Raw genomic sequence first — 23,283 nt, 5'->3', positions numbered from 1 at the left:
TCATTTACATCATAAAATGCCTGCAGCACCCATGTCAATAGCTAATTGAAAATGATTATCAAAATCATTGACAATCATTATCATTAACAGATAAACTAAAAGTAAAAGAGGTGGAAAGGGTTTCAAATCAATGCTTCTAAAAAGTACTACATTAAAATGGGCTGGATGCATAAGCGCGGCTCTTGTCATGCTTCTGTTACTGGGCGCAAGTGTAATCTTTGGTTACACAGATACAAGTGTGCAGACAGCTATCGATGCTTATAGAAATTACAATGGTTCCAACGAACATATTATTATCCAAACGGTCAGAGTTCCGAGAGCATTCATAGCAGCCGCAGTAGGGGCAAGTCTGGCGATTGCCGGGACACTCATGCAAACCTTAACGAAAAATCCACTGGCCTCGCCGGGAATATTTGGAATCAATGCGGGGGCTGGCTTTTTCGTGGTAGCCGCAGTTAGCTTGTTTACCGTAAAAGATTTACAAGCATACAACGGCCTAGCTTTCCTTGGTGCTGCAATTGCAGCGATCAGTGTTTATGGGATTGGATCCTTTGGACGAGAAGGGTTAACTCCTATGAAGCTTACCCTTGCCGGAGCTGCGATTTCAGCGATGTTTTCCTCCATCACGCAAGGATTATTGGTAATGGATGAAGCCGCACTAGAGCAGGTTTTGTTTTGGCTGGCGGGTTCTGTTCAGGGTAGAAAGCTTGAAACACTTGAAGCAGTGTTACCATATATCGCAATTGGCTGGGTCGGAGCATTTATGATTGCCGGAAAAATGAATATCCTGTCTATGGGAGAAGAAGTTGCAAAAGGGCTTGGCCTGCATACAGGACTTGTTAAAATCACCATCGGGGTATTGGTCATCCTCTTGGCAGGAGGTTCCGTAGCAGTTGCCGGACCAATCGGCTTTGTGGGGATTGTCATCCCGCATGTTACCCGGGCCATCTTCGGAATCGATCATCGCTGGGTGATCCCCTTATCCGGAATCCTTGGTGCCATTCTGTTACTTACTGCCGATATAGCGGCTAGATATATCCTGATGCCGTCAGAAGTACCTGTCGGGGTCATGACCGCCATCATTGGAACTCCATTCTTTATTTATATCGCGAGAAGGGGGTTCAATGGTAGATGAGCAAATATAAAAATTTCCGCCCGCTCAAGGGAAAAATGTCTTTTTTGATTGATCGAAAGGCTGCTTTATTACTTCTAATCCTGCTGATTGGCACATTTATGGTGTTGGTGATCAGTACAGGGATTGGGGATATGAAAATTAACCCGTTAACTGTAGTAAAAGTATTATTTGGCGGGGGGCCGGAAATGGAGAAGCTGATTATTACTTCATTTCGCCTACCAAGAATCATAGTTGCCTTAGCGGTTGGAATGTCATTAGCTGTAGCGGGGGGCATTTTACAAGGAATGATTCGCAACCCACTTGCCTCGCCGGATGTCCTCGGCATAACAGGGGGAGCCGCGGTTGCCGTTGTTGCCTTTTTAGCCGTTTTTAGCGATAAAAATAATGCTTTAACCGTCAGCATTGCTTGGTTACCACTAGCCGCCTTTTTAGGGGCGGGGATCGTTGCCTTTTTAGTTTATTTCCTAGCCTGGAAGAATGGTGTGTCACCGATAAGATTAGTGTTAATTGGCATTGGGATTTCTACCTTAATGCAGGCTTTAACCACCTTAATGATGATCATGGGTCCCATCTATCAAGCAGCTCAAGCAAATATCTGGATTACGGGTACCGTCTATGGATCCAATTGGAAGAATGTTGCCACCTTAGTGCCATGGACTGTTATTTTCCTCCTTATAGCTTTTATTGCGGCACGAACCATCAATATCCAAGAGTTGGGCGATGAGGTGGCTGCCGGACTCGGCGGCAAGGTCCAAAAACAACGGTTCCTGCTATTGATGATTAGTACAGCCTTGATTGGCAGCTCGGTAGCTTTTGCTGGAGGCATTGGGTTTGTCGGCTTAATGGCACCGCATATGGCCAGGAGATTAGTCGGCTCCTCGTTTGGTGCATTACTTCCGACGGCTGCTTTATTGGGCGGGATACTGGTAATGATTGCTGATTTAATCGGCCGAACGCTGTTTTTGCCATTAGAGGTGCCTGCAGGGGTATTTACTGCGGGAATAGGTGCACCGTATTTTATTTACCTGCTTTTTAAAACAAGAAATGCTTAAAATATCTGCTTCGCTAAATAAAGGAGTTGGAAAAATGAAGAACGCAATTGAAACGAAAAATTTATCTCTTTCATACGGTGAAAATCTTATTATTAAAGAACTGGATTTAGAGATTCGGAAGGGCGAGATAACCGTATTTATCGGAGGGAACGGCTGCGGAAAATCCACGCTTCTACGTTCAATTGCCCGCCTCTTAAAGCCGAAATCCGGCAGTATTTTACTTGAAGGTAAGACCATCGCGAAGCTTTCTACAAAAGAAATTGCTAAAAAAATGGCCATCCTCCCGCAATCACCGGCAGCACCAGAAGGACTAACCGTCCTTCAGCTTGTTAAACAAGGCCGGTATCCGCATCAATCCTGGTTAAAACAGTGGTCAGAGGAAGATGAAAAAAAGGTAAATGATGCCCTAAAGGCGACACGTCTCGAGCATTTAAAAGAAAGAACAGTAGATTCTCTATCAGGCGGACAGAGACAGCGGGCCTGGATTGCGATGACCTTAGCGCAGGATACAGACATCATTTTATTGGATGAACCGACCACCTATTTAGATATGACTCATCAAATTGAAATCCTCGATTTGTTATTTGAGTTAAACGAATTCAAAAATAGAACGGTTATTATGGTCCTTCACGATTTAAATCTAGCCTGCCGATATGCTCATCATATTGTCGCAATGAAGGACCAAACGGTTTACGCCCAAGGTGCACCAGAGCATGTGATTACCGGCAGTCTAGTAAAACATGTATTTGATATGGACTGCGAAGTAACCATTGATCCATTATTCGGCACACCACTATGTATTCCATATGGAAAAGGGAGACGGATCCTTAATAAGGCGGTTGCAATGAATGGTTAACAAAGTGAGAGTTGAGGAACTTGCCCACCTGCAAAAATACAGATTTAAGCCAGAATTGACGAATAGCATGAATGTTTTAGAGCTACTGGACGATGTATTTCTGAAGGACTTTTTAAAAAAATTGACTAATATAATTGGAGCACCAAATGAAAAAACAGCAGCCTCAATGTTTATCAAACGTTATGCCTTTGTTGCTGTCATGTCACTCTATACGATGACGGCATGGAATAAAAAGATGGATGTGTCACTTGAAAATTTAAAAATGGAATCTCCTGAACCGGGGAAAACTTGGCTTCCTTCTTTTTCATTAGTGGATGATACCCTTCAAGATTGGAATGGGGAAAATCGACATAAGTGGCGTGAAGAAATTGTAAGCAATCTCTTTGCAACAAACATTGATATACTGATTAATAAATTAGCAAACATAGCTGGTATTTCGAGGTTAATCCTGTGGGAAAATATCGCCGTTTACCTATTTTGGCTGTATGAAACGGAGCTAAAAGCACATAAGAGTTCTAATGTTTTTGACGACTTTACTTTTTTACTCTTTGAAGGGGAAGGATCCTTATTTGGCGCCTGCAACCTAAATCCATTGCAAAAATACTATGGGAATAAACCAAATATGGTAGAATGGGACAATGAGGTACGAATAAGAAATACGTGTTGTTTTTCTTATCAGTTACAGGCAGGCAAACGCTGCAAAACCTGCCCATGTACGCAAATTGCCATGGATAGAAGGTGTCAAAATGGAGAAGGAATTTACTGCCCAGTTCGAAGCACTGCTCGATAAATATAGTGAGCTCCTTGTTGGAGAAAGCAGTGAAGATACAAAAGAAAAGGTAAAGGCTTGGGCGTTATACACCCACATCGCCAAGTCCATGCCCGCCTTAGCTAAGCACTGGAATGGAATGTATCCCGATGCAAAAGAGGAAATGAAACTAATTATTAATGAGATTAAAGAGCTAAATGAGCAGCATCGAAATACAAAGAAATAGAAATAAAAATGGCCATGTCTTTTGAGACATGGCCGTTTTCTTACATTTGATCGTCAGATTGGTTGTTCTGACTAGGTTTGTAAGTCTGAGTTGTTTGATTATCGGATTGTTTAGCTCTGTTATTAATATCTGTCATATCATTTTCTGAGCCAAACTCTGTTGCATAATTAGGCTGACCAACGTTTTGACGTGTCGTATTTTCCGCAGACTCGCCGATACGAGCAAATAATAATGGGATGCAGACAAGTCCACTCAACCCAACAAGGCTATAAATAATTCTTGATAAAGCTGAATCTTGTCCGCCAAAAAGGGCCGCTACTAAATCAAATTGAAAAAAACCAATTAGTCCCCAGTTAATCGCCCCAATAATGACCAAAAGCAAGGCAATTCTTGATAAAGTTTTCATGCTTTCTCACCTCCTGAATTAAGCTGAAGTTATCGCTTCTAGCATGTGTAAATTCCGCTGTAATCATACAATCAAAAAACGAAAAACAGGCTGAAAACTCAGCCCGTTATAAAAAGACAACAAAGATTAAATAATAAACTTTGAAAATGGTCCAGCTCCAGCGCCTAGGGGCTCGGGGTCATAAGCTTATCCAGTTGCGGTTCCTTGGGACTCGAGCCATAAGCCACCCCCTGAAGAAGGCAAAAAGCGCCTTCTTACAGGGTGCGTCTTATGCCTTCGTCCCATGACAGTCGCCTTCACATTTAAGTCAATCCGTCAAGAAGGCTCGTCTTAAGCCTGTCGCCCCTGTTCAAGGCGCTTCCGCTTATCTTTTAAATTGACTATTCTGGCTGTTTTGTTTGTCAGTGTTTTGTTCTTCATTCCCTGGGCCGGCATTGCCTTTTACACTGGCAGCACTTACAGCCGCTTTGGAAGGATTCTTTTTCACTCTCGCCATAAATATCACCTCATGAATAGGATGCCCATCGGAGCCAAAATATGATGCTAAAATTTTGTGCTCAAAAAAATTTTAAAATTCCGCGTTTATTGATTGCACAAATTTTCGAAATATTTTATATTAAATAGTAGCAGGACTCATTCCTAAATGAATTTTTTTTGCTATAAAAATGAATGAGTATTCATTCAAAGTTGAAGGGGGAGACAATGTTGAACCAATTGATTAAAAAAGCAGCTGTCCTTGGATCGGGAGTTATGGGCTCGGGAATCGCTGCCCACTTAGCAAATATCGGGATCCCAACACTGTTACTGGATATTGTGCCAAGGGATTTAACGAAAGAAGAAGAAGCCAAGGGACTTACATTAGCTGATAAACCGGTTCGAAATCGCATCAGCACACAAAATATCCAAAAACTATTAAAGCAAAAGCCTGCACCACTTACCTCTAAAAAGAATCTCGCCCTCATTGAAGCAGGTAACCTCGAAGACGATCTAATGAAACTGAAAGACGTTGACTGGGTCATCGAAGTTGTCGTCGAAAACCTCAACGTAAAGAAGCAGGTTTTTGAACAAGTCGACCAATACCGCAAACCTGGCAGCATTGTCAGCTCGAATACCTCTGGAATTTCTGTCGAAGCGATGGTGGAAGGACGTTCCGATGATTTTAAAAAGCATTTTCTAGGAACACACTTCTTTAATCCGCCGCGTTATTTAAAATTACTCGAAGTCATCCCAACTCAATATACGTCGCCAGAAGTACTTTCATTCATAAAAACATTTGGTGAGGATGTATTAGGGAAAGGTGTTGTAATCGCTAAGGATACCCCAAACTTTATTGCCAACCGTATTGGCACTTATGGGCTCCTTGTCACCGTTAGGGAAATGTTAAAGGCTGGACTAAGTGTCAGCGAAGTAGATTCGATCACTGGTCCATTAATCGGCCGAGCTAAAAGTGCCACCTTCCGTACACTTGATGTCGTCGGATTGGACACTTTTTATCATGTGGCCGCCAATGTATATGAACAAGTCGAAGGTAAAGAAAAAGAAGTCTTTGAAATCCCTGTGTTCCTTAAATCAATGGTCGAGAAGGGCTGGCTTGGCAGTAAGTCGGGTCAAGGGTTCTTTTTGAAAAAAGGGAAAGAAATACTTGAGCTAGATCCCAATACATTGGAATACGGACCGCGTAAAAAAATATCAACGCCAGCGGTTGAATTAGCGAAGCAGGAAAAAGGAACAGCGAATAAATTGAAAGCGCTTGTATACGCAAATGACAAGGCTGGTCAATTTTTATGGAATACATTCACAGAATCCTTTTTATACTCCGCACAGCTCTTAGGTGTGATTGCCGATGATATTGTCGCCATCGACCAGGCAATGAAATGGGGCTTTGGCTGGGATATGGGGCCATTTGAAGCCTGGGATGCGATCGGTGTGGAAAAGTCCGTGCAAAAGCTGAAAAGTTGCGGAGTGGAAGTACCAGCTTGGATTACTGATATGCTTGGAAAAGGGCATACCTCTTTCTACTTAGAAGAAAATGGTGAACAGTTCTATTATGATAACGGTCAATATCGACTCGTGGAAACCAATCCAAAGGCGATTGACCTTAAGAAAATTAAGAAACAGAAAGGTGTTATTAAAAAGAACAGTGGCGCAAGTTTAATTGATATCGGTGATGAAGTGGCCCTGTTGGAGTTCCACTCGCCTAACAATGCGATTGGTCTCGATATCGTCCAAATGATCAATTACGCAGTGGATGAGGTTGAGAAAAATTATAAAGGTCTTGTCATCGGAAACCAAGGGAAAAACTTCTGCGTCGGAGCCAATCTCGCGATGATGTTAATGGAAGTGCAGGATGACAATATTTATGAGTTAGATCTGATAGTCCGCCACCTTCATAGTGCCCTGTTAAAAATGAAATACAGCTCCAAGCCGGTAGTGGCTGCTCCATTTGGAATGACACTTGGCGGCGGTGCCGAGGTTTGTCTGCCTGCAGCCCATATTCAAGCTTCATCCGAAACTTATATGGGTCTTGTCGAGGTGGGTGTCGGCCTGCTTCCAGGCGGAGGCGGAAACAAAGAGCTTTACATGAAGCACTTAGAGAACCTGCCAAACGGAGTACCATTTGATTTGCAAAATGTCGCTAATAAAGTGTTTGAAACGATTGCCACCGCAAAAGTTTCAACATCTGCAGCAGAAGCAAGAGAAAATAACTTCTTAAGCTCTGCTGACGGCATTAGTTTTAACAGTGATCATCTTATTTATGATGCCAAACAGGCTGTGCTTGCCTTACATGATAAAGGATATAAACCAAGAGTTCGCCGGAAGGTCCCAGTCGTGGGCGAAACAGGTTATGCAACCCTATTGCTTGGGGCAGAAGCGATGCGTTTATCCGGTTATATTTCGGAGCATGATTTGAAAATTGCCAAGAAGATTGCTTATGTCATTGCTGGCGGCCGCGTTCCATTCGGAACAGAAGTCGATGAGCAATACCTCTTAGATTTAGAAAAAGAGGCTTTCTTAAGTCTGATTGCCGAGCCAAAATCACAGCAGCGCATGCAGCACATGCTGGTAAAAGGGAAACCGTTAAGAAACTAATACTAGATTAAGAGAAAGTGAGGGAGATGGCATGAGAGAAGCAGTGATTGTGGCCGGGGCCCGGACACCGGTCGGTAAGGCAAAGAAGGGAACGCTCGCAACTGTTCGTCCTGATGACTTAGGAGCTTTAGTAGTAAAAGAAACCTTAAAGCGTGCCGGAAACTACGAAGGAAATATAGATGATTTAATTATCGGCTGTGCGATGCCAGAAGCGGAACAAGGAAACAATATGGCCCGCAATATTGGAGCATTGGCAGGACTACCGTATACAGTTCCTGCGATCACGATTAATCGTTTCTGTTCTTCCGGCTTGCAGGCCATCGCCTATGCGGCACAAGGAATAATGCTGGGACATACCGATACCGCTATTGCCGGCGGAGCCGAATCGATGAGCATGATTCCAATGATGGGGCATGTCGTACGTCCGAACATTAAACTCGCGGAAACGGCACCGCAGTACTACATGGGAATGGGCCATACGGCGGAGCAGGTTGCCCAAAAGTATGGCATTTCCCGTGAAGATCAAGATGCATTTGCGGTTCGCAGCCATCAACGTGCAGCAAAAGCGATTGCAGAAGGAAAGTTCGTTGATGAAATAGTACCTGTTGAAGTAACGATTCGCACGGTAGGGAATGACAATAAGATTGTTGAAAAAACCGTCCAATTTTCTATGGACGAAGGGGTTCGCCCGGAGACCAATTTAGAGACACTAGCTAAACTTCGTCCAGCCTTTTCCGTCACGGGATCTGTAACCGCTGGTAATGCTTCGCAAACGAGTGACGGAGCAGCAGCCTTGATGTTAATGGATCGTGAGAAGGCAGAAGAACTTGGCCTAAAGCCGCTAGCTAAATTTCGCTCGTTTGCGGTCGGAGGCGTCCCGCCTGAAATAATGGGTGTCGGGCCAGTTGTCGCCATTCCAAAAGCAGTTAAGCTCGCAGGTTTGGAATTATCGGATATCAACTTATTTGAATTAAATGAGGCTTTTGCTTCCCAATCATTGCAAGTCATTCGGGAGCTTGGGTTAAATGAAGAAATTGTTAACGTAAATGGCGGTGCAATTGCCCTTGGACATCCACTTGGCTGTACAGGCGCGAAACTGACTCTCTCCTTAATCCACGAGTTAAAACGCCGTAACGAACAATTTGGTGTCGTGACGATGTGTATCGGCGGCGGAATGGGAGCAGCCGGGGTATTTGAACTACTGTAATAAAAGAATAGGAGGAATTTTAATGACTGAAACAAAAAAGGTTGTCAAAGGCGGAAGCTTTTTAGTTGAGGATCTATCCTATCAAGATATATTTACACCAGAAGATTTTAATGAAGAGCACTTAATGATTGCACAGACCGCTTCAGATTTTGTAGAAAAAGAAGTTGTCCCACAACTTGAGCACTTAGAAAATCACGAATTTGATCGCACGGTTAAGCTATTAAAGAAAATGGGTGAGCTCGGCCTATTAGCTGTTGACGTTCCCGAAGAGTTTGAAGGGTTAGGCTTAGATAAAATCACTTCATCCCTAATTACGGAAAAAATGGCGGGAGCCGGTGGATTCTCCCTTTCTTATGGTGCGCATGTCGGGATCGGATCCCTGCCAATCGTTTTGTTCGGTAATGATGAGCAAAAGAAAAAATATTTACCTGAACTTGCATCAGGTGGAAAAATTGCCGCTTATGCCTTAACAGAGCCTGGTTCCGGTTCTGATGCTCTAGGCGCTAGAACCACAGCGAAATTAAATGCCGCAGGTACTCACTATATTTTGAATGGCGAAAAGCAATGGATCACCAATGCTGGTTTTGCGGATGTATTTGTGGTTTATGCAAAAATCGATGGTGAGCACTTCACTGCATTCATTGTAGAAAGAGATTTCCCTGGCGTTTCAACGGGTGCGGAAGAAAAGAAAATGGGCATCAAGAGCTCTTCAACTCGTACATTGATTTTAGAGGATGTAGCTGTTCCTGTTGAAAATCTGTTAGGTGAGTACGGTAAGGGCCATGTGATCGCCTTTAACATCTTAAACATCGGCCGTTATAAGTTGGCAGTCGGCGGTGTCGGCGGTTCTAAAAAGGCATTTGAGATGACAGTCAAATATGCAAATGGCCGTAAACAGTTTAAAACAGCCATTTCTCAGTTCAATTTAACAAAAGAGAAGTTTGGGACAATGGCATCGAAAATTTATGCGGCTGAAAGCTCTGTTTACCGCACGATTGGTTTATATGAAGAAAACCAAGGAAAGCTTTCCACCGAGGATGCGAAAGATCTTAAAAAGGTGGCAAATGCGATTGCAGAGTATGCCATCGAATGCTCGGTGAACAAATTCTTCGCAAGTGAAGTATTATCCTATGTAGTCGATGAAGGTGTCCAAATCCATGGCGGTTATGGCTTTATGCAGGAATATCCGATTGAAAGAGCCTATCGTGATGCCCGGATTAACCGGATTTTTGAAGGAACCAATGAGATTAACCGCCTGCTTGTGCCAGGAACACTCGTGAAAAAAGCATTAAAAGGCGAACTGCCGCTATTCCAAAAAGCTTTAGCACTGCAAGAGGAATTAATGATGTTAATGCCAGAAGAGCCTGGCGATGAGCCATTAGCTCAAGAAAAATACCTAGTGAGAAATGCCAAAAAGATTGCCTTATTGGCTTCCGGTTTGGCTGCTCAGAAATTTGGTAAGGCATTAGAAAGAGAGCAAGAAATTTTAGCTAATATTGCGGATATCGTTTCAAACGTATATGCGATGGAATCGGTTGTGCTGCGTACCGAAAAGGCCATTGCGCAAGACGGCTTAGAAAAGAGCAAGCAGAAGCTTCTCTATACTCAAATCTTCTGTCAAGAAGCCTTTAATGAAATAGAAGCAACCGCAAAAGAATCGCTTGTAGCGATTGAACAAGGCGATACGCTTCGAATGATGCTAACATCACTGCGCAAGTTTACACGCCACCAGCCAATCAATGTAATTGCCAAAAAACGCGAAGCTGCCGACGTCATTATCGAAGCTGAGCGCTATACAGTCTAATATTGTGGAGCCCCTTCATTTTGATGGGGCTTTATTATATTTTTAAAGAAAGAAGGAAATTATACAAAAGGTGTCGAATTTTACCTATTGGAGTGCGGTCCATTAGGAGTTTAGAGGACCATATGATAAAATTTTTATGAATAAAAAGTATAGGGTGGTGAAAACCATTGGCTTTAACTTTTTACTGGTATCCAAAATGCGGTACATGCCATAACGCGAAGAAATGGCTGGATGCACATCATCTTTCCTATGAAGAAGTACATATCGTCGAGCATCCCCCGTCACGAGATCAGTTGCAGGAGCTTTATCAAAAAAGCGGATTGGAACTAAAGAAATTTTTTAATACAAGTGGTTTAAAATATCGTGAATTAGGGATTAAAGATAAAATGAAGACGGCAACTGAGGGCGAATTGCTCGATTTGCTTGCATCTGATGGGATGTTAATCAAAAGGCCGATATTGACGGATGGCGAACGCGTTACCGTTGGTTTTAAAGAAGAAGAGTTTGAAAAAAATTGGCTCTAGCTTCTAAATGAAGGTGAATTTTCTTATAAAAACAGGAGGGATTTTGCATATGAGTACACCAAAAGAATTACGTTATTCTGAAGAACATGAATGGGTAAAGGTAGAAGGAGAAAAAGTACGCGTCGGGATTACTGCCTTTGCACAGCATGAATTAGGAGATATCGTTTTCGTAGAACTTCCAGAAGTTGGTACTGAAATAACAGCTGACGAACCATTTGGAAGTGTTGAATCAGTCAAAACCGTTTCTGAGCTTTATGCCCCTGTCAGCGGTAAAGTTGTGGAAGTAAACGAAGAATTAAGTGACAGCCCTGAGTTTGTCAACGAATCTCCATATGAAAAAGCATGGATGATTGTCATCGAGCCTTCCAATGTAGGCGAAGTAGACAAATTAATGACTGCTGAGCAATATGAAGAAATGATTAAAGAAGATTAATCCGTTTCAAAGCACCTATTTTATGGGTGCTTTTTCTCTTAAATTTCCACTCCTTTTATTATCGGGCAGGGACAGACTATTCCTAAACCATATTGAAGAGGGTGGAGCAAATGACATTAAACCAACAAAAGATTGATGTGACCGATCGAGTGGTTGGAAAATTAAAAAATGGCGAAATTGAACTGTTTCTTGAAAATACATCAATAGGTAAAATAAAACTTTCTGATCAGATGCAAGTGGAATTAGATCATCATTTTGAGGCAGAACAACAAAAAATTTATCAGCATGTAACCGTAACTGAACAGCCGAATGCCAAGTATACCGACTGTGATGATGGTGGATGGTGTTAACATAATTTCAAGCAAATACCTATTTCTTAGCGGACAATCATGTTATAGTTAACTTACTAACAAGATGGTACACGAAATCAGTATTTTAGAATATGTTAACATAAACAACTTTATATTACAGGTGATGGGATATGAATGATTCGTATGTTGACAAAGTTCTTATTGTCGAAGGAAAATCCGATAAAAATAAGGTTAAGCATATTGTGAAGGAACCTGTGGAGATTATCTGTACAAATGGAACCATCAGTCATTCAAAGCTAGAGGAGTTGATTGAGTTTCTTGAGGATAAGGATGTCTATATCCTTGTCGATGCAGATGATTCAGGTGAAAAGCTTCGTAAACGATTTAAACGTGAATTTCCCCATGCGGAGCATTTGTATATTGACCGGATGTATCGGGAGGTAGCGACGGCGCCTGAACACCACCTGGCAATGGTCCTATTAGGGGCAAATATTGATGTACATGCTGAGTATTTAGAAATGAGTTAATGTGTGATGAATGAATGGAATCGAACTGAATTGGCTGATTTCCTCGACCGTGAGGGAATCGGTCTGTTATATTTCTATACCCCTCTATGCGGCACCTGTCAGGTTGCGTCTCGGATGCTTCAAATCGTCGGGGAGCTTGTAGAGGTTACGATGGGAAAAATGAACCTGAATTTTTATCCGGATTTGGCTAAGAATTTTGCAATTGAGAGTGTACCAAGCCTGTTGATTATTCGTAATGGTGAGGTCCAGGAAACGATTTATGCGTTTCATTCTGTTCCATTTTTGCTAGAAAAAATTAAATTTTATTTTGGGTGAGCAGATGCGTGGAGCGCATCTGCTTTTTCTATGAGGGTGTGGGCGAAGAAGGAACGTAATTTTCCCCAACTGGTAACAAAGGGTTGGCCACGGTCGAAATAAAAAGGAATTGTGCCCATCACGGTAAAGCGGAAGCCGGAGCGGTCGAAATAAAAAGGAATTGTGCCCATCACGGTAAAGCGGAAGCCGTAATGGTCAAAATAAAAAGGAATTGTGCCAATCATGGTAAATCGGAAGCGGTAACGGTCAAAATAAAAAGGAATTGTGCCCATCAAGGTAAAGTGGAAGCCGTAACGGTCAAAATAAAAAGGGATTGTGACTGTCACGGGGAAATAGAAAAAGGCAGCCGTCCAAATAAAAAATAATTGTCCCATTAAAATGAATTAAGAGCTATATTGGTAACAAAAGCTCGCGACAGTATACATACATACCTCTGGCTATTCGTAAAAGAGTCCCTTTGTCTTACCATTACAGATCAAGTTTTGTTTTAGAACCCTCCGAATAGTTTTTTTTGAATCAATACTCTCACACCATTCAAAAACTAAGTTAGTTGTAATTTTCTCATTAGGATAAAGCAACTTTATTTCCCCTACAGCTCTTAAGACCGCAGAGTCAAGCCCCTCACAATGACCACATACCTGACATTGCACATGTTTATCAAAACTAGAAACATCAAAAGAATGACAAACAGCACAAATAATCCCTTTCTTTAACATATCAATTGAATACTTTGAGTACTTTTCATAGGGGGACTCCGTCTGGTGCATAGATACTAATTGCTCAGCTAAACTTTTATGGCGTCCATTCAAAGTGGAAGATTTTCTATTTAATTTACACATAAAATCGGGCAGCTGATTTGGATAGATAATGGGTTTATTCATAGGGGATTGATATAAGTGGAATTTAGGGTTAATAAAAATAACATAGGCCTCAATAGTCAGGTGATACCCAAGACTTTGAAGAAGCTGTCGAAGCAGAGATTCACACCGTTCTAATTGTAGCAAAGGATTCTTAATTTCCTTTTTGATAGCGAGAGAATAAAACCTTCCATTTTCATAATTAAAATCACCTTCATAATTTTTTACCTCGAATAGGTAAATGGGGTCCTGTCTAATCATCAACGTATCAATTTGAAACTTGCTATTGTTTGACTCCAGCAACAAGTCATGTAAGAGGTAACTTGGAGGGTTGAGCTTCCCCGTTAACAAATCAAACATTTTTTCACCCTCATAACCTTTAGCTTTATTATGAAGATATTTTTTTTCCTTTTCTTCTAACTCTGTTCTAGCGTCTAATAGCTTTAATATTCTTAATTCAAGTGGTTCAGGGCGATCCTTTAAAATCATACTCCACATCCTTTCTAGTATCTCCTTCATTTTAACCAGAATCCGGGTGCAAAGATTTGACTATTTTCTAACACTTTCGAAGACTCGACATATTTCTCGGGAAATCGTCTTTAATAGCCCATTTCATCAGAGAATTGTCGAGCGATAATCAAAGGAATCCCGTCTTCCATGCTGAATAAGTAATCTAATACGTGCGCAAAGACCGGAGTGGTAGAAATGAACGAACTGGCAGAAAAATTTTTAGAAAAATTCACCTTACAGGGGCATATCCTAAGCTTAATTAAACATACCGATATAAAAGTAAAATTCTGTTGTGAAGAGGATACCGTTATCATCGAAATAAAAAATGGCAAAATGTCGTTACTAAATGACCAAGAATCCATTTGTTACGAAGTAAAAGGGGACTCGAACACCATACAGCAGCTTTTCGAAGGAACCGAAACACTGCGAACACTCGAAAAGAAAGGACGGCTAACCGTATCCGCCCCCCTAAGAACCACGCTGCTCCTAGAATCCATCTTCTTTTTAACAAAAGCAAATGAAAATCTTGCTAAAGTCATATAATCCTATATGTTGACTCGGAATTAAATTTCTAGTAATCTATAGTTAACAACAATTGAATTTTCAGAATCTTATCTAGAGTGGTGGAGGGACTGGCCCTTTGAAGCCCGGCAACCGGTTATAAAACACGGTGCCAATTCCAGCAGAGCAGCCTGCTCGAAAGATGAGAAGAGTTAACCCCCTCTTCTTAGGAAGCGGGGTTTTTTCATTTTTTTGATAAAAAGGAGGAACAGGAAAAATGGCGGAAAATCAAAAAAAGTACCGTTTTGAAACACTAAGTGTTCATGGAGGCTTGTCACCAGATCCTGTAACAGGAGCTCGCGCTGTTCCAATCTATCAAAACAATGCCTATCAATTCAAAAATACAGAACATGCAGCCAACCTTTTTAGTCTAGCGGAACCAGGTTACATATACACAAGAATTCACAATCCAACGACAACTGTTTTTGAAGACCGCGTCGCACTATTAGAAGGAGGAGTAGGAGCACTCGCCGTTGCCAGCGGCATGGCTGCTATTACACTAGCCATCTTAAATATCGCCGAAGCTGGCGATGAAATTGTCGCTGCTTCCAATCTTTACGGCGGAACCTATAATCTATTAGCGGTTACCCTGCCTAAATACGGAATCAACGTAAAGTTTGTTGATGCCGAGAATCCGGAAAACTTCCGCCAAGCGATTACTGAAAAAACAAAAGCAGTCTTTGCCGAAACGATTGGTAATCCAAGTTTACGAGTACTTGATATTGAAAAAGTGGCCGACATTGCCCATGCAGCTGGGGTCCCCTTAATTATTGATAATACCTTTGCCACACCATATCTCTGCCGGCCAATCGAACATGGTGCTGATATTGTCGTTCATTCGGCAACCAAATGGTTATTAGGGAACGGAACCACAACTGGCGGCATTATTGTCGATGGCGGCAAGTTTGATTGGAATTCTCCAAGATTCCCAGGCTTCACCACCCCAGATGACAGCTATCATGGCCTTATCTATGCAGAAGCCTTAGGGGCAATTGCCTATATCATAAAAGCCCGCGTCCAATTATTACGCGATCTCGGACCTGCACTAAGTCCGCAAAATGCCTTTCTGTTTACATTAGGGCTAGAAACGCTTCATGTGCGGATGAAGGAGCATGTAGCCAATACCAAGCAGATGGTTAATTATTTATTAGCTCATCCGGCGGTGGAGTGGGTATCCTATCCTGGTCATAGTTCACATCCAGATTATGAATTAGCGAAAAGGTATCTGCCTAAAGGTGCAGGATCAATGGTGGTCTTTGGTATTAAAGGGGGAAAAGAAGCGGGAGCAAAATTGATCAATTCCTTAACACTCTGGGCGCATGTTGCCAACGTCGGTGACGCAAAGAGCTTAATTATTCATCCTGCCAGCACCACCCATCAGCAGCTCGATGCCGAAGGACTTAAGGCAGCCGGTGTATCAGAAGATTTAATCAGGCTTTCCATTGGAATTGAGAATGTCGAGGATTTAATGGATGACCTTGAGTCAGCGATAGAATCTGCGACAGGGTTAACCTCACTAAAGGAAAATGTCTAAATTTTACCTATTATTATATTCAGAAAAAATCGTTGACACCCCATTTTATCCGTGATACGATAACTTTTGTTAATATAATAAATTTACTTAAACAATATAATGTTTTAATTGAATATAGAAGCTGTAAGCTCTTATCAAGAGAGGTGGAGGGATGTGCCCGATGAAGCCCGGCAACCGTCAATGTTTTTATTGAAATGGTGCCAATTCACACAAAGCGTTTGCTTTGGGAGATGGGAGAAAGGTTTATTTTTGATAATGCCTTTCTGCCCGTGCAGAAAGGCATTTTTATTTTTCTGAAATAATAGAATCCTTTTTATTTATACAGTGAACCCTATATTCATGATTTCTATAAAAAGTAGGTGATCAAATGATTTCAATTCAGAATGTCCGGAAAATCTTCCCTAGCAAAAAAGGTGACCTTAAGGCAGTCGACGATGTAAATCTTGAAATAAAAGATGGAGAAATTTTCGGCGTGATTGGCTATAGTGGTGCCGGAAAAAGTACATTAATCCGCATGTTAAACGGGTTAGAGATCCCAACCGAGGGCAGCGTTACGGTTGCAGGGCGTGTCATATCCAAAATTAAGGGGTCGGAACTTCGTAAGGCCCGTCAGGAAATCAGCATGATCTTCCAGCATTTTAACTTACTGTGGTCGAGAACAGTTAGTGAAAATATTGCCTTCCCTCTAGAAATTGCTGGTGTCAAAGGGCCGCAAAGAAAGAAGAGGGTGGCTGAGCTAATTAAGCTAGTTGGTTTAGAAGGCCGGGAAAATGCCTATCCATCAGAGCTTAGCGGTGGTCAAAAGCAACGGGTTGGAATTGCAAGGGCACTTGCGAATAATCCGAAAGTATTATTATGTGATGAAGCAACATCGGCACTTGACCCGCAAACAACGGATTCGATTCTTGATCTGCTTGTCGATATTAATAAACGACTTGGATTAACAATTGTGTTAATTACACATGAAATGCATGTCATTCGAAAAATCTGTCATCGCGTTGCCGTAATGGAAGGCGGGAAAATGGTTGAACTGGGTCCCGTTTTAGAAGTATTTAAACATCCAAGGCAGCCAATTACAAAACGATTTGTCCAACAGGTTACGGAACCAGAAGAAACGAAGGAAACAATAGACCATTTACTCGAACGTTATCCACAGGGACAGGTTATTCAGCTTTCGTTCGTTGGTGAGTCGGCAGAACAACCATTAATTACAAACCTTATTAGGGATTACAATGTGATCGTAAATATTCTCCAAGGTAAAATATCGCATACACAAAATGGATCGTATGGTTCCTTATTTATTCACCTTGATGGACAGACGACTGAAATTAAAAAAGCGGTCGATTATCTCCATTCACAGCAAATCGGTGTGGAGGTGTTAAGCAATGACTAACATAATGGAAACATTAAACTGGGATCAACTTTATGCTGCAACCCAAGAAACCATCTATATGACTTTCATATCGGTGCTTGCTACATTTATTCTGGGCTTGTTGCTCGGTCTTTTATTGTTTTTAACGGAAAAAGGAAATATTTGGCAAAATAAACCGATAAATATTGTTATTGCTGGATTTGTTAATATTTTTAGATCCATCCCATTTATTATCTTAATTGTATTGTTAATTCCTTTTACGAAATTACTAGTTGGGTCTATGCTCGGTGCGAACGCAGCCTTACCAGCCTTAATCATTGGGGCGGCGCCTTTCTACGCACGTATGGTGGAAATTGCACTCAGGGAAATTGACAAGGGTGTGATTGAGGCATCTCAATCGATGGGAGCCACACATGGACATATTATATTTAAGGTGCTAATACCCGAATCATTGCCGGCATTAATTTCAGGTATTACCGTCACAGCCATTTCTTTAGTCAGCTTCACCGCAATGGCGGGTGTAATTGGAGCTGGAGGGCTTGGACATTTTGCATACTTGGAAGGCTTTCAGCGCAATAGACCAATCATCACCTTAATTGCAACAGTTGCGATATTAATTTTAGTTTTTATCATCCAATTTATTGGAGATTATTTTACAAAGAAAACTGACAAACGATAACAGGGGGAGAAAAGAATGAAAAAAGTATTTAGTCTTATTGTAATTGCCTTATTAGCATTTGCTCTGTCAGCTTGTGGCGCTGCTAAAGATGATGCGGCAAAGGAAGGAAAAGATGGCAACAAAAAATTAATCGTCGGTGCATCTGCCGTACCTCATGCTGAAGTACTTGAAGCTGCAAAACCTTTGTTAAAGAAAAAAGGAATCGATCTAGAAGTGCAAGTTTTCCAAGATTATGTTCTTCCAAATGTAGCCTTAAGGGATAAAGAAATTGATGCAAACTATTTCCAAACACCAGGTTATTTAGATCTTCAAATGAAGGAAAACAAGGATTATGATTTTGTTAGTGTTGGTGAAATTCATAAGGAACCGATCGGTATTTATTCTAAAAAGTATAAAAGTCTAAAAGATCTTCCAACTGGTGCCAAAATTATTATGAGTGACTCATTTAGTGATCATGGACGAATTTTACCTATTTTTGAAAAAGCAGGTTTAATTAAGCTAAAAAAAGGCGTTGGCGCTAATGCAAGGGTAGAGGATATTGTTGAAAATCCAAAGAAACTTGATTTCTCTACTTTAATTGAAGCTAAATTATTAGCATCTTCTTTCGAAAGCGGCGAAGGTGATGCAGTTGTTATTAATACCAACTACGCATTAGAAGGTGGAATTGACATCGGTAAGTATGGAATTGCCTTTGAAGGCAGTGATGTTGTACCGGCTAATCTTGTAGTGGTTCGCTCTGAGGACAAAAACCGCCCAGAAATTAAAACACTTGTAGAGGTTTTAAAATCAAAAGAAATTCAAAAATTCATTAAAGATAAATATCAAGGTGCGGTTCTAGCTGCAGAATAATAATCTTTAATAATTTGACCGCTTTAATAAAGTGATGGAACCAGTGCGAAATAGCACTGGTTCTTTGTTTTCACGAATGAAGAATATATAGTTTAAGCAACCTATAGGTAACGGAAAAGTTTTTATTATTTATTTCATTTTATGGTAAAAAGTAGTTTGGATGAAGATGAATTCATTCCTTGGTTATTTTTAAAAAATAAGGTATGATTTTATTCGGGTCTATCTTACATAAGGGGTTAATGTCTGAATTTTCGATCATACCTATTTTTGTATTCTCAATTAGTAATCGCTTAATGAAAATCTTGCACTGTTTCTACTGTTTAAGAGTTGCTAATACATTTCATTTGTTATAAGATTGTAATGAGAATAAAATGAGAATAGAACTACAAAACAAACTTGCTTTGCAAGCTAACAACACTTTCTTTTCGGAGGTATAAATATGGCTGGATCAACTTTAACGATCAAAGATTTACATGTAGCAATTGATGGGAAAGAGATATTAAAAGGTGTTAACCTTGAAATAAAGGGTGGAGAAATTCACGCTATCATGGGACCAAACGGTACTGGTAAGTCCACTTTATCATCTGCCATCATGGGACATCCAAAATATGAAGTAACTAGCGGTTCAATTACTCTAGACGGACAAGATGTTCTTGAAATGGAAGTAGATGAGCGCGCACGTGCAGGACTATTTTTAGCAATGCAATATCCAAGCGAAATTAACGGTGTCACAAATGCCGATTTTTTACGTTCGGCTATTAACAGCCGTTTAGGTGAAGGAAACGAAATTTCGCTTATGAAATTTATCCGTAAGATGGATAAGCAAATGGAATTCCTTGAAATGGACCTGGATATGGCACAGCGTTATCTAAATGAAGGATTCTCCGGCGGTGAGAAAAAGCGTAACGAGATTCTTCAATTAATGATGATCGAACCAAAGATCGCGATCTTGGATGAAATTGACTCTGGACTAGATATCGATGCCCTAAAGGTTGTTTCAAAGGGTGTTAATGAAATGCGCGGAGAAGATTTCGGCTGCCTAATTATCACGCACTATCAACGTCTTTTAAACTATATCACTCCTGACCATGTGCATATTATGATGCAAGGCCGTATTGTTAAATCAGGCGGACCTGAGCTGGCACAACGCTTAGAAGCAGAAGGATATGACTGGATCAAACAAGAGCTTGGCATTGAAGATGAAACAGTTGGGCAAGAAGCGTAACAGAGTGTTAGGAGGATTACAATGACAACAGAAACCAAATTACCAGTTGATCAGGAATTTGTCCGCTCGTTCTCGAAAGAAATGAATGAGCCTGCTTGGTTTGAAGAATTCCGGCTTAAAGCACTAAACGAATTCGAACAGCTTTCCATGCCAAGACCTGATAAAACCAAAATAGAGAAATGGAATTTCACACAATTCCAACAGCACACAGTCAAAAGTGATGCCTATCCATCACTAGATGCACTTCCTGAGGAAGTAAAAGCATTAATAAATGTAGAGGATCAAAATAAAAATCTCTATATCCAGCGAAATCAGACTCCTGCCTTCTTAACTTTATCTGAAGAGCTGAAAAGTAAGGGTGTTATCTTTACAGATCTATTGACAGCTGCAAGAGAACATGGCGACCTTTTGAAAAAATACTACATGACTCAAGCCATCAATATGGATGAAAACCGTTTAACTGCCCTTCATGCAGCATTAGTAAACGGAGGAGTTTTCTTATACATTCCGAAAAATGTGGAAATTAAAGAACCAATCCAGGCAGTGTTTGTACAAGATCATGCTGAGGCAAACCTATTTAACCATGTGATTGTAGTCGCAGAAGACAATAGTGCTGTCACATATGTAGAAAACTACATTTCTACAGTGGAAACCTCAAATACTCTTGCAAATATTTTGACTGAGGTTATCGCCAATGTGAACGCAAAAGTTCAATACGGGGCTGTTGATTATTTGGCAAAAGGGATTACCACTTATGTCAACCGTCGTGGTGTAGCAGGTAGAGATTCCCAGATTGAATGGGCTCTTGGCCTTATGAACGAAGGAAATACTATTTCTGAAAACACAACAAACTTACTTGGCGATGGCTCAACTGGCGACACGAAAACTGTCGTAGTCGGCCGTGGTGACCAGACACAAAACTTTACGACAAAGGTTGTTCATTTCGGTAAAAATACGGTCGGAAATATTTTAAATCATGGGGTTGTAAAAGATAGTGCGACTTCCATCTTTAACGGCATCGGTAAAATTGAACATGGTGCATCGAAATCTGATGCAGAGCAAACTTCCCGTGTCCTTATGCTAAGTGAAAAAGCACGTGGAGACGCCAATCCAATTCTTTTAATCGATGAAGATGATGTTGTTGCAGGTCATGCTGCCTCTGTAGGACGCGTTGATCCAGTTCAACTCTATTATCTAATGAGCCGTGGAATCTCGAAAACGGAAGCAGAGCGCTTAGTTATTCATGGTTTCCTTGCACCGGTTGTTACCCAACTTCCAATTGAAGGAGTAAAGAAACAATTAACTGAAGTGATTGAAAGGAAAGTTCGCTAATGAACATCCAAGATATTCGCAGCCAGTTTCCAATCCTTGATCAAGAAGTGAATGGTAAACCATTGGTTTACTTGGATAGCTCAGCTACTTCCCAAAAGCCGATTCAGGTTATTGAGACCATTGAAAAATATTACCGTGAAATTAATTCCAATGTCCATCGCGGTGTTCATACGCTCGGAACTAGAGCTACGGACGCATATGAAGGGGCAAGGGAAAAGGTTCGTAAATTCATAAATGCTAAATCCATACAGGAAGTAATTTTTACAAGAGGCACAACAACTTCCCTTAATACGGTAGCTTCCAGCTATGCAGCTGCCAATTTAAAGGAAGGCGACGAAATCGTAATTACTTACATGGAGCATCATAGTAACATTATTCCATGGCAGCAAGTAGCGAAACGTACAGGTGCCCAGTTAAAATACATCCCGCTTCAGGAAGATGGCACTATCTCACTAGAAGATGTTCGGGCAACGATTACGCCTAATACGAGAATTGTCTCTGTAATGCAGGTTTCTAACGTTCTTGGCGTTATTAATCCCGTTAAAGAGATTGCCCAAATTGCTCATGAGAATGGAGCTATTATGGTCGTTGATGGCGCTCAAAGTGCACCGCATATGAATATCGATGTTCAAGATCTCGATTGTGATTTCTTGGCTTTTTCTGGACATAAAATGTGCGGCCCTACCGGCATTGGTGTTCTATATGGAAAAAAACATCTGCTTGAGAACATGGAGCCAATCGAATTTGGCGGCGAAATGATTGATTTTGTACACTTGCAAGAATCAACTTGGAAGGAACTGCCTTGGAAGTTTGAAGGCGGCACTCCTATCATTGCTGGTGCTGTAGGTCTAGGAGCGGCCATCGACTTTTTAAATGAGGTTGGTTTAGACAATATTGCCGAGCATGAACATAAGCTTGCGGCCTATGCGCTTGAAAAATTATCTGCGGTTGAGGGCATGACCATTTATGGTCCGCTTGATGCAGCTAAGCGTGCAGGACTAATTACGTTTAATATTAAAGATGTTCACCCGCATGATGTAGCAACCGTATTGGACGCAGAAGGAATTGCCGTCCGTGCCGGCCATCACTGCGCTCAGCCGCTGATGAGATGGCTAAAAGCCTCTGCTACTGCACGTGCAAGTTTTTATTTATACAATACTGAAGAAGATATTGATAAACTCGTTGAAGGGCTTGTCAAAACAAAGGAGTATTTCAGCGATGTCTTCTAAAAATATAGATTTAGATGCATTATACCGTCGAGTAATTATGGACCATTACAAAAAACCCCGCAATCGCGGGATTTTAGAGGATGGCAGCCACACGATCAATATGAATAACCCTACCTGTGGTGATCGAATTCAATTAACCTTTAAGGTCGAAGATGGAATCATCAAGGAAGCTATGTTTGAAGGAGAAGGCTGCTCGATTTCGATGTCTTCCGCTTCGATGATGACGCATGAGATCAAAGGGAAAAAAGTTGAAGAGGCGCTTAAATTATCAGAGATTTTTTCTGAAATGATGTTAGGTCATGATCACGATGATTCCATTGATTTAGGTGATATTGAAGCACTTCAAGGTGTTTCTAAATTCCCTGCCAGAATTAAATGTGCAACATTAGCATGGAAGGCAATGGAAAAGGGATTAAAGGAAGAGGAACAAAAGTAAAACGATTGGGCTAAGGCTTCAATCGTTTATGAAGGAGGAATACG

26 protein-coding genes and 2 riboswitches are annotated in these 23,283 nt (G+C 41.1%); of the genes, 23 read left to right on the top strand and 3 right to left on the bottom strand.

Annotation, left to right across the window (positions count from 1 at the left end; genetic code table 11):
• Positions 1-130 precede the first annotated feature (130 nt).
• From COD92_RS02230 to COD92_RS02210, 5 genes are read left to right on the top strand one after another with little or no spacing between them, the layout of a single operon-like run.
• Positions 131-1,135, top strand: a complete 1,005-nt coding sequence (locus COD92_RS02230) for a FecCD family ABC transporter permease (RefSeq protein WP_098530292.1) — start codon at positions 131-133, stop codon at positions 1,133-1,135.
• Entirely contained in the window at positions 1,132-2,187 is a 1,056-nt protein-coding gene (locus tag COD92_RS02225) for a FecCD family ABC transporter permease (RefSeq protein ID WP_098530291.1), read from the top strand. The genes COD92_RS02230 and COD92_RS02225 overlap by 4 nt, the downstream gene beginning before the upstream one ends.
• A 34-nt stretch (positions 2,188-2,221) precedes the next feature.
• Positions 2,222-3,043, top strand: coding sequence for an ABC transporter ATP-binding protein (locus tag COD92_RS02220; protein WP_098530290.1), 822 nt, complete (start codon positions 2,222-2,224; stop codon positions 3,041-3,043).
• A complete protein-coding gene (locus COD92_RS02215; protein WP_098530289.1) occupies positions 3,036-3,833 on the top strand; it encodes an IucA/IucC family C-terminal-domain containing protein in 798 nt (265 codons plus the stop codon). The genes COD92_RS02220 and COD92_RS02215 overlap by 8 nt, the downstream gene beginning before the upstream one ends.
• Entirely contained in the window at positions 3,790-4,038 is a 249-nt protein-coding gene (locus COD92_RS02210) for a DUF2573 family protein (RefSeq protein ID WP_098530288.1), read from the top strand. Before COD92_RS02215 ends, COD92_RS02210 begins: the two co-directional genes overlap by 44 nt.
• A gap of 40 nt (positions 4,039-4,078) precedes the next feature.
• Here COD92_RS02210 and COD92_RS33560 read toward each other — a convergent pair whose 3' ends face one another.
• Together COD92_RS33560 and COD92_RS02200 are read right to left on the bottom strand one after the other, a co-directional pair.
• Positions 4,079-4,444, bottom strand: coding sequence for a DUF378 domain-containing protein (locus COD92_RS33560; RefSeq protein ID WP_098530287.1), 366 nt, complete (start codon positions 4,442-4,444; stop codon positions 4,079-4,081).
• Between the two features lie 364 nt (positions 4,445-4,808).
• Complete coding sequence (locus COD92_RS02200; protein ID WP_098529540.1) at positions 4,809-4,940, bottom strand: YuzL family protein; 132 nt, start codon at positions 4,938-4,940, stop codon at positions 4,809-4,811.
• A 209-nt stretch (positions 4,941-5,149) separates the two neighbouring features.
• Here COD92_RS02200 and COD92_RS02195 point away from each other — a divergent pair, with 209 nt between their 5' ends.
• The 9 genes from COD92_RS02195 to COD92_RS02155 all read left to right on the top strand — a co-directional run bounded on the left by COD92_RS02195 (position 5,150) and on the right by COD92_RS02155 (position 13,020).
• Entirely contained in the window at positions 5,150-7,534 is a 2,385-nt protein-coding gene (locus COD92_RS02195; RefSeq protein ID WP_255295234.1) for a 3-hydroxyacyl-CoA dehydrogenase/enoyl-CoA hydratase family protein, read from the top strand.
• 31 nt (positions 7,535-7,565) lie between these two features.
• Complete coding sequence (locus COD92_RS02190) at positions 7,566-8,741, top strand: acetyl-CoA C-acetyltransferase (protein ID WP_098532408.1); 1,176 nt, start codon at positions 7,566-7,568, stop codon at positions 8,739-8,741.
• 22 nt (positions 8,742-8,763) lie between these two features.
• Entirely contained in the window at positions 8,764-10,545 is a 1,782-nt protein-coding gene (locus tag COD92_RS02185; RefSeq protein ID WP_098532407.1) for an acyl-CoA dehydrogenase family protein, read from the top strand.
• Positions 10,546-10,712: 167 nt separating this feature from the next.
• Positions 10,713-11,069 (top strand): arsenate reductase family protein, encoded by a 357-nt coding sequence (locus tag COD92_RS02180; RefSeq protein ID WP_098532406.1) that lies wholly within the window; start codon positions 10,713-10,715, stop codon positions 11,067-11,069.
• A 49-nt stretch (positions 11,070-11,118) separates the two neighbouring features.
• Positions 11,119-11,502 carry a glycine cleavage system protein GcvH gene (gcvH, locus tag COD92_RS02175; RefSeq protein ID WP_098532405.1) on the top strand — a complete coding sequence of 128 codons (384 nt, stop codon included), beginning with the start codon at positions 11,119-11,121 and terminating at the stop codon, positions 11,500-11,502.
• 110 nt (positions 11,503-11,612) lie between these two features.
• Complete coding sequence (locus tag COD92_RS02170) at positions 11,613-11,852, top strand: YusG family protein (protein WP_098532404.1); 240 nt, start codon at positions 11,613-11,615, stop codon at positions 11,850-11,852.
• A 131-nt stretch (positions 11,853-11,983) separates the two neighbouring features.
• A complete protein-coding gene (locus COD92_RS02165; protein ID WP_098532403.1) occupies positions 11,984-12,340 on the top strand; it encodes a toprim domain-containing protein in 357 nt (118 codons plus the stop codon).
• Positions 12,341-12,346: 6 nt separating this feature from the next.
• Positions 12,347-12,655 (top strand): thioredoxin family protein, encoded by a 309-nt coding sequence (locus COD92_RS02160; protein ID WP_098532402.1) that lies wholly within the window; start codon positions 12,347-12,349, stop codon positions 12,653-12,655.
• 83 nt (positions 12,656-12,738) lie between these two features.
• The gene (locus tag COD92_RS02155; protein ID WP_098995869.1) at positions 12,739-13,020 is read left to right on the top strand and encodes a hypothetical protein; all 282 of its coding nucleotides are present in this window, start codon (positions 12,739-12,741) and stop codon (positions 13,018-13,020) included.
• Between the two features lie 72 nt (positions 13,021-13,092).
• On the opposite strand, the gene COD92_RS02150 is transcribed toward COD92_RS02155, so the two are convergent.
• Positions 13,093-14,001, bottom strand: a complete 909-nt coding sequence (locus tag COD92_RS02150; protein WP_098528080.1) for a nuclease-related domain-containing protein — start codon at positions 13,999-14,001, stop codon at positions 13,093-13,095.
• A 216-nt stretch (positions 14,002-14,217) separates the two neighbouring features.
• Between COD92_RS02150 and COD92_RS02145 the strand changes: the two genes are divergently transcribed.
• From COD92_RS02145 to sufU, 9 genes are all read left to right on the top strand, one after another.
• Positions 14,218-14,565 (top strand): hypothetical protein, encoded by a 348-nt coding sequence (locus COD92_RS02145; RefSeq protein WP_098528011.1) that lies wholly within the window; start codon positions 14,218-14,220, stop codon positions 14,563-14,565.
• 65 nt (positions 14,566-14,630) lie between these two features.
• Positions 14,631-14,732: riboswitch (SAM riboswitch) on the top strand.
• Positions 14,733-14,800: 68 nt separating this feature from the next.
• Positions 14,801-16,117 carry an O-acetylhomoserine aminocarboxypropyltransferase/cysteine synthase family protein gene (locus COD92_RS02140; protein ID WP_098528012.1) on the top strand — a complete coding sequence of 439 codons (1,317 nt, stop codon included), beginning with the start codon at positions 14,801-14,803 and terminating at the stop codon, positions 16,115-16,117.
• 128 nt (positions 16,118-16,245) lie between these two features.
• Positions 16,246-16,354: riboswitch (SAM riboswitch) on the top strand.
• 130 nt (positions 16,355-16,484) lie between these two features.
• Positions 16,485-17,510 carry a methionine ABC transporter ATP-binding protein gene (locus COD92_RS02135; RefSeq protein WP_098528013.1) on the top strand — a complete coding sequence of 342 codons (1,026 nt, stop codon included), beginning with the start codon at positions 16,485-16,487 and terminating at the stop codon, positions 17,508-17,510.
• Positions 17,503-18,168, top strand: a complete 666-nt coding sequence (locus COD92_RS02130; protein WP_098528014.1) for a methionine ABC transporter permease — start codon at positions 17,503-17,505, stop codon at positions 18,166-18,168. Before COD92_RS02135 ends, COD92_RS02130 begins: the two co-directional genes overlap by 8 nt.
• Before the next feature lie 15 nt (positions 18,169-18,183).
• Positions 18,184-19,017, top strand: a complete 834-nt coding sequence (locus COD92_RS02125) for a MetQ/NlpA family ABC transporter substrate-binding protein (protein ID WP_098528015.1) — start codon at positions 18,184-18,186, stop codon at positions 19,015-19,017.
• A 439-nt stretch (positions 19,018-19,456) separates the two neighbouring features.
• Positions 19,457-20,242: a Fe-S cluster assembly ATPase SufC gene (gene sufC, locus COD92_RS02120; protein ID WP_098528016.1), complete on the top strand. Its 786-nt coding sequence runs from the start codon at positions 19,457-19,459 to the stop codon at positions 20,240-20,242.
• A gap of 21 nt (positions 20,243-20,263) precedes the next feature.
• Positions 20,264-21,574: a Fe-S cluster assembly protein SufD gene (sufD, locus tag COD92_RS02115; protein WP_098528017.1), complete on the top strand. Its 1,311-nt coding sequence runs from the start codon at positions 20,264-20,266 to the stop codon at positions 21,572-21,574.
• On the top strand, positions 21,574-22,803 hold the full coding sequence (locus COD92_RS02110) for a cysteine desulfurase (RefSeq protein ID WP_098528018.1): 1,230 nt from the start codon (positions 21,574-21,576) through the stop codon (positions 22,801-22,803). The genes sufD and COD92_RS02110 overlap by 1 nt, the downstream gene beginning before the upstream one ends.
• A complete protein-coding gene (gene sufU / locus COD92_RS02105) occupies positions 22,793-23,239 on the top strand; it encodes a Fe-S cluster assembly sulfur transfer protein SufU (RefSeq protein ID WP_098528019.1) in 447 nt (148 codons plus the stop codon). The genes COD92_RS02110 and sufU overlap by 11 nt, the downstream gene beginning before the upstream one ends.
• Positions 23,240-23,283: the final 44 nt, after the last annotated feature.

The organism is Bacillus sp. AFS037270, from assembly GCF_002585305.1.
Note: the sequence above shows the minus strand (reverse complement) of the source record. Positions and strands in the feature narration are given on the sequence as shown.

Excerpts from the sequence above, each read along its gene's own strand:
- COD92_RS02230 (WP_098530292.1), top strand. The coding sequence starts at position 131 with ATGCTTCTAAAAAGTACTACATTAAAATGGGCTGGATGCATAAGCGCG.
- COD92_RS02225 (WP_098530291.1), top strand. The coding sequence starts at position 1,132 with ATGAGCAAATATAAAAATTTCCGCCCGCTCAAGGGAAAAATGTCTTTT.
- COD92_RS02220 (WP_098530290.1), top strand. The coding sequence starts at position 2,222 with ATGAAGAACGCAATTGAAACGAAAAATTTATCTCTTTCATACGGTGAA.
- COD92_RS02215 (WP_098530289.1), top strand. The coding sequence starts at position 3,036 with ATGGTTAACAAAGTGAGAGTTGAGGAACTTGCCCACCTGCAAAAATAC.
- COD92_RS02210 (WP_098530288.1), top strand. The coding sequence starts at position 3,790 with ATGGAGAAGGAATTTACTGCCCAGTTCGAAGCACTGCTCGATAAATAT.
- COD92_RS33560 (WP_098530287.1), bottom strand. The coding sequence starts at position 4,444 with ATGAAAACTTTATCAAGAATTGCCTTGCTTTTGGTCATTATTGGGGCG.
- COD92_RS02200 (WP_098529540.1), bottom strand. The coding sequence starts at position 4,940 with ATGGCGAGAGTGAAAAAGAATCCTTCCAAAGCGGCTGTAAGTGCTGCC.
- COD92_RS02190 (WP_098532408.1), top strand. The coding sequence starts at position 7,566 with ATGAGAGAAGCAGTGATTGTGGCCGGGGCCCGGACACCGGTCGGTAAG.
- COD92_RS02185 (WP_098532407.1), top strand. The coding sequence starts at position 8,764 with ATGACTGAAACAAAAAAGGTTGTCAAAGGCGGAAGCTTTTTAGTTGAG.
- gcvH (WP_098532405.1), top strand. The coding sequence starts at position 11,119 with ATGAGTACACCAAAAGAATTACGTTATTCTGAAGAACATGAATGGGTA.
- COD92_RS02170 (WP_098532404.1), top strand. The coding sequence starts at position 11,613 with ATGACATTAAACCAACAAAAGATTGATGTGACCGATCGAGTGGTTGGA.
- COD92_RS02165 (WP_098532403.1), top strand. The coding sequence starts at position 11,984 with ATGAATGATTCGTATGTTGACAAAGTTCTTATTGTCGAAGGAAAATCC.
- COD92_RS02160 (WP_098532402.1), top strand. The coding sequence starts at position 12,347 with ATGAATGAATGGAATCGAACTGAATTGGCTGATTTCCTCGACCGTGAG.
- COD92_RS02150 (WP_098528080.1), bottom strand. The coding sequence starts at position 14,001 with ATGATTTTAAAGGATCGCCCTGAACCACTTGAATTAAGAATATTAAAG.
- COD92_RS02145 (WP_098528011.1), top strand. The coding sequence starts at position 14,218 with ATGAACGAACTGGCAGAAAAATTTTTAGAAAAATTCACCTTACAGGGG.
- COD92_RS02140 (WP_098528012.1), top strand. The coding sequence starts at position 14,801 with ATGGCGGAAAATCAAAAAAAGTACCGTTTTGAAACACTAAGTGTTCAT.
- COD92_RS02135 (WP_098528013.1), top strand. The coding sequence starts at position 16,485 with ATGATTTCAATTCAGAATGTCCGGAAAATCTTCCCTAGCAAAAAAGGT.
- COD92_RS02130 (WP_098528014.1), top strand. The coding sequence starts at position 17,503 with ATGACTAACATAATGGAAACATTAAACTGGGATCAACTTTATGCTGCA.
- COD92_RS02125 (WP_098528015.1), top strand. The coding sequence starts at position 18,184 with ATGAAAAAAGTATTTAGTCTTATTGTAATTGCCTTATTAGCATTTGCT.
- sufC (WP_098528016.1), top strand. The coding sequence starts at position 19,457 with ATGGCTGGATCAACTTTAACGATCAAAGATTTACATGTAGCAATTGAT.
- sufD (WP_098528017.1), top strand. The coding sequence starts at position 20,264 with ATGACAACAGAAACCAAATTACCAGTTGATCAGGAATTTGTCCGCTCG.
- COD92_RS02110 (WP_098528018.1), top strand. The coding sequence starts at position 21,574 with ATGAACATCCAAGATATTCGCAGCCAGTTTCCAATCCTTGATCAAGAA.
- sufU (WP_098528019.1), top strand. The coding sequence starts at position 22,793 with ATGTCTTCTAAAAATATAGATTTAGATGCATTATACCGTCGAGTAATT.